Raw genomic sequence first — 5,344 nt, 5'->3', positions numbered from 1 at the left:
GAACCGGGCTCTCCTCACCACCGGTGAATAACTTTGGATGAGCTATAAGCGGGTCCGGGGGCGTTGGAATTGCTGTCGGCGTTGGTTTCGCGGCTGGCGTTCGTGGTCGCGAAGCGGTGGGGCGTTCGATGTGGCACGAGCGGAAGCAGCCGGCGTGACAGGCTGAGGGTGGAGGGGAGCCTGGCGCGCTGGCTGCGCCGCGGACGTTCGAATTGGGAAGGCGTGTTCGTGGTCGCGGCAGCGGGGTGCTGGTCCAATTGGTAACGGTGAGCCGCAGGTCCCCGCCACCCCCGTTGCGCAAGCACAGGGGGTGGCGGGGACCTGCGGCGGTCGTGCGGGTGTGCGGTGGGCGGGGGTCGTCGTGGTGGTTGTCCACTCCGCCACAGGCGGAGTGGCTGACGTTACCCCGACGGAGCGAGCACGACGAGCGGAGTCGTCCACCTGGTTATCCACACCGCCACGGGCGGTGTGGCTGACATTGCCCCAGGGGGTGCGCATCGAACCGGAGTGATGGTAGGGAGCGGCCTGCCCTCCAGCCCCGTTGCGAAGCAGAGGGGCTGGAGGGCAGGCCGCGACCGGTGGTGGTGGCGTGAGCGACTGGCAGGCGGAGCGCCGGTTGCGCCGCCGCGGCGCATTCCGGCGCGGAGCCTGGCAGGAGCGGGCGTGGTGGTGGGAGTTCGTCAAGGGGGTGGATGAAAAAAATGTTGCAGCGCGGCGCAGCGCGAGGGTATCGGCGCGCAGCGGGCTGCAACACGCGCCCTGTGTGTTGGGCTGGTGCGTAAAAATGCCGTGCTAGGGTTGCGTCGTGCCGGTGAATTCTAATCATCCCGACTACGACGTGAGCGCAGCCGATTGGTTGCGGGCGCGTGATGTGCTCGCTGGGGAGGATGCTGTCAAAGCCGGGGGTGAGAAGTATCTGCCTCGGTTGGATTCGCAAACGGATGAGGAGTTTGCGGCGTATGTGAACCGGGCCTCGTTCTTCAACGCCACCGCTCGCACTTCGGAAGCCTACCAGGGGTTGATCTTTCGGCGGCCTCCGTTTGTGAAGCTGCCCGAGGGAGGCAGTGGTCTCGGGCGGGCGATGGAGGAGTTCGCGAATGATGCGGACATGCTGGGCACCTCGTTGACTGCCTATGCGAAGATGGTTGTCGGCGATGTCATCGGGCTCGGGCGAGCGGGAACGCTGGTGGACTGGGAGTCGGAGGCGGAACAGCGCGCGTATGCGGTGTTCTATCGGGCGGAGCAGATCATCAACTGGCGGGTGGAACGGGTGAATGGGCGAAGCGTGCCGACGCTGGTGGTGCTCAGGGAGGTTGCTGAAGGGGCGAGCGGGAGTGGCCAGGATGACTTCGAAGCATCGCCCGTGGAACAAATCCGGGTGCTGCGCCTGCTGGTTGGGAATGAGGGCGATGTCTTCTGCCGCGTGGAAGTGTGGCAAGAGAAGGAGCGGCCTTGGTCGGCCTGGGCGGGGCTGCGGCGCGCGAAGAAGGAGTGGGTGCTGGTGGAGTCGCGGCTGCCGCGGCGGCTGGGGAGGCCGCTGCCGCTGATTCCGTTTGTGTTTCATGGGCCGCGGCATTCGCGGCCGGATGTGGATCGCGGGCCGCTGGAGGACATCGTGGCGGTGAACCTGGACCACTACCGCCTGGATGCTGATTTCAAGCATGGGCTGCATTTCACGGCGCTGCCCACTGCCTGGGTGAGTGGATTCGACAAGGGCGCGAGCCTGCGGATCGGTTCGAGCTCGGCCTGGGTGAGTGAAACGCCCGGTGCGACGGCTGGGTTCCTGGAGTTTACGGGCCAAGGGCTGACGACGTTCGAGCGTGCGATGGATCGCGACGAGCGGCTGATGACTGTGCTCGGCTCGCGGATGCTGGAGGAAGCAAAGCGGGTGGGCGAGACGGCTACGGCGATTGAGCTACGGCAGTCGGGCGAATACAGCATCCTCGGTGGTGTGGCCTTCAGCGTGAGCGAGTCGCTGACGCAGGTGCTGCGTTGGGTGTATTGGTGGAACTCGACGGAGGAACTCCCGGATGACGTGAGCGACACGCAAGTGCTGATGCAGCTCAACACTGATTTCAGCACGAAGGGTCTAGCGAGCCAGGATGTGCAGGCGATTGTGGCGGCGTGGCAAGCAGGGGCGATCAGCCAGGACACGATGCATGAATTGTTCCGCCGGGGTGAGGTCCTTCCCGAGGGCAGAACAAATTCGGAAGAGGCGGCGCTGATCAAGAGGGATGAGCGCGAGCGGGTGGCGCAAGAGGCTTTGGCTCCGGCGCATGGTGCGGCGGAGCAGGTGTGAGTGAGTTATGGCACTGAAATACAAGATCAAGTCGAAGGATGAAATTCCGGCGGAGCAGCAGGCGCTCTATGTGGAGCGCGATGGCGCCTGGTTGCTGGATGTGGATGGCGCGGCGGACAAAGCGAAGCTGGATGAGTTCCGCGCGAACAACATCGCGCTGAGCAATCAGCTCGCGGAACAGAAGAAGCGCTTTGAGGGGATTGATCCTGACGAGGTGCGAAAGTTGGCCGAGGAGAAGCAGCGGCTCGAGGAAGCGCAGCAGATCAAGAGCGGCGAAGTGGACAAGGTTGTCGAGAACCGCCTCAAGACTGCGAAAACGGAGTGGGACAAGCAGTTCGCGGCAGTGACTTCCGAGCGGGATTCACTGAATGGCCGGCTGACGGCCATTCAGATTGACCAGGGCGTGATTACCACCGCGACGAAGCGTGGGCTGCGGCCTACGGCGATCCCTGACATCACGGCGCGAGCGCGAACTGTGTTCCGCCTGGTGGATGGCGCGCCGCGCGCCTACGAGGCCGATGGCCAGACGGTGCGTGTTGGGAAAGATGGAATCACGCCGATGACTTTGGATGAGTGGGTTGAGCAGCAGGTTGCTGACGCTCCTCATCTGTTTGAATCGAATGCGGGCAGCGGTGCTGCCAGCAACGGCTCCGGTGGAGTCGGTAACAGGTCCGTGAAGAACCCGTTCCGTAAGGACACGTGGAACCTCACGGAGCAAATGAAGTTGCAGAAATCCGACCCGCAGTTGGCGGCACGGCTCAGGGCCGCGGCCTGATCCACGCGGGTCACAACCGGAGATTGTGAGATATGGCTAAGACAGCAGTGGCGGACATTATCATCCCCACGGAGTTCGAAAAATATGCCATCGAGCGGACAGCGGAACTGTCGCGCTTTGGCGAGTCGGGCATCATCGAGATGGCGCCCGAGTTTGATGAGTTGGCGCAGGGCGGCGGGCGGGAAGTGAAGATGCCGTTCTGGAAGGACCTGACTGCGACCCGACAGCTCTTGAGCGATTCGGCGTCGCTGACGGTGAACAAGATCCAGGCGGACACTGACATTGCCCGGATTCACAACGACGCGCAGGTGTGGAGTGTAAACCACCTGGCGAAGGTGATCTCGGGTGATGATCCCATGCAGGCAATTGTGGACCTGGTGGCGGCCTATTGGGCGCGGACGGATGAGGGGCTGGTGATCTCCTGTCTCAAGGGGATGTTCGCGGCGGCCAGCATGAGCGGCAATCTGCTGGCGATTCACTCGGAGTCGGTGGCCGGGCAGTCGGCGACCACTCGGCTCAATGGTGCGACGTTCGTGGATGCTTGCGCGAAGCTGGGCGATGCGGCCAGCCGGCTGACGGCGGTGGCGATGCATTCGGGCACTGAAGCTGCCTTGAAGAAGCTCGACCTGATTGACTTCCTGCCGGACAGCCAGGGGAAGCCGAGTCTGGCGAGCTTCCAGGGCCGGAGGGTGGTGGTGGACGACAACCTGCCGACGCGCGCGGGCACCACGGATGGGACGGTCTATACGACCTACCTGTTCGGGCCGGGGGCGTTTGCCAAGGGTGTTTCGCCGCTGGACGGTGCGCCGCTGCAAGGCGGCCACGGGACGGAGGGTGTGGAGCTGGCGCGTGTGCCGCTGGACAGCGACACGGTGCTGATCAACCGCAGACGTTACATCCTGCATCCTCGTGGCGTGAAGTTCACCAGCGCGAGCGTGGCGGGTGACTCGCCGACGAATGCGGAGCTGGAGACCTCCAGCAACTGGGTGCGCATCTGGGAGAACAAGAACGTGCGCCTGGTGGCAATCACGCACAACAACTGAGTGCGGAGTGCGGAATGCGGAGTGCGGAGTTGAGCCGCACTCCGCAACCGCGCCGAGAAAGGAAAACGATTATGGGTAAAGAGATTCCGCGCAGCTTCGAGAGGATTCGGAGCGGCGAGCAGATTCAATATCTGACGTTCACCAACGTCGCGGCGGCGGTGGCGGCTGGCGTGACGGCGGCGAGGTTCCCGCGGCGCATCATTCACTTGAGCGCGGGCGGAACGGGTGCGGTGCCGTGCCTGGCCATCAGCGACGGCACCAATTGGAAGCAGATCGCGATTGGGGCGAACGCCATTTAGGAAAAGCAGAAATGAGTGAGTTGCTGCCAATTATTCGGCGGGTGAGGCGTCCGCTGTTGCCGGTGGAGGGCCTTGCCGGCGGCCATCAGGCGAACGCCAAGCCCGCGGTGGTGCCCGCTGCTGGTTCTGACATCAGTGCGGCCACGACTAAACCCTCCAACCCACCGGAGCCCAAGCAGAATGGCCAAGTTGCTCCATCTCAACCGACCGAATACGCGCGTTAGCAAAGCCCTGCGCGCCTGGTGGGTGATGCGGCGGCAAAAGCGGCGGCGGCGGCAAGGCCAGCCGGAGTTGCCGCCGCTGCCAACGGTGTTGGTGGGTAACGGGTCTTACTATGCCCAGCAGGAATGGTTCAACACTGTGTTTGAGGTGCAGGTGGACCTGGGAGGCTGGCCTGAGGCGATGGTGGAGATTTGGCTGAATGTCAACGAAGGCGGGTTCGCGTTTCTCGATCTGGTCGCGAGCGACATCGGCGAGTATTTGCATGTGCCGGCCGCCTATGGCGAGGAGTTGCTGGTGTACAAGGCGCGGTATCGGAGCGCGACGGGGGAGCTGGGGCCGTTTTCGAATGAGCTGGCGATTCAAATCGTGATCTGAGCTATGGCACTGACACTGATCAAAGAGGACGGCACGGGGAAGGCGGACGCGAACAGCTACGCGAGCGTGGCGGATGGCGATGCCTACTTCGAAGGGCACCTGTATGCCACGGCTTGGACGGCGGCGACGTCGGGCACGAAGGCGGCGGCGCTGGTGATGGCGACGCGGCTGGTGGATTCGCAGTTTCAGTTCAACGGGTATCGGGCGCATGAAGAGCAGGCGTTGCAGTGGCCGCGGGAGCGGTGCCCAGACCCGGATCGGAACGCGGTGGGCAGCTCGTTGCAGTCGCCGGTGCTGAGCAGCTTTGTGGCAAGTGATGAGGTGCCGAAGG

Annotated in this window: 6 protein-coding genes; all 6 read left to right on the top strand. The window is 63.7% G+C overall.

The annotated features are described in order from the left end of the window. The first annotated feature begins 811 nt into the window (after positions 1-811). Positions 812-2,299, top strand: coding sequence for a DUF4055 domain-containing protein (locus tag P5205_22285; GenBank protein HSA13090.1), 1,488 nt, complete (start codon positions 812-814; stop codon positions 2,297-2,299). 7 nt (positions 2,300-2,306) lie between these two features. Then, positions 2,307-3,074, top strand: coding sequence for a hypothetical protein (locus P5205_22280; protein ID HSA13089.1), 768 nt, complete (start codon positions 2,307-2,309; stop codon positions 3,072-3,074). A gap of 32 nt (positions 3,075-3,106) precedes the next feature. After that, positions 3,107-4,117 (top strand): coat protein, encoded by a 1,011-nt coding sequence (locus P5205_22275; protein HSA13088.1) that lies wholly within the window; start codon positions 3,107-3,109, stop codon positions 4,115-4,117. Between the two features lie 71 nt (positions 4,118-4,188). Next, positions 4,189-4,416 (top strand): hypothetical protein, encoded by a 228-nt coding sequence (locus tag P5205_22270; GenBank protein HSA13087.1) that lies wholly within the window; start codon positions 4,189-4,191, stop codon positions 4,414-4,416. A gap of 180 nt (positions 4,417-4,596) precedes the next feature. Next, entirely contained in the window at positions 4,597-5,013 is a 417-nt protein-coding gene (locus tag P5205_22265) for a hypothetical protein (GenBank protein ID HSA13086.1), read from the top strand. Between the two features lie 3 nt (positions 5,014-5,016). Further along, positions 5,017-5,344, top strand: a 328-nt coding sequence (locus P5205_22260; GenBank protein HSA13085.1) for a hypothetical protein, incomplete at its 3' end; no start/stop codon positions are given.

This window comes from Candidatus Paceibacterota bacterium (assembly GCA_035452965.1).
GTDB lineage: Bacteria > Verrucomicrobiota > Verrucomicrobiia > Limisphaerales > UBA8199 > UBA8199.
This window is presented reverse-complemented; position numbering and strand designations above follow the sequence as displayed.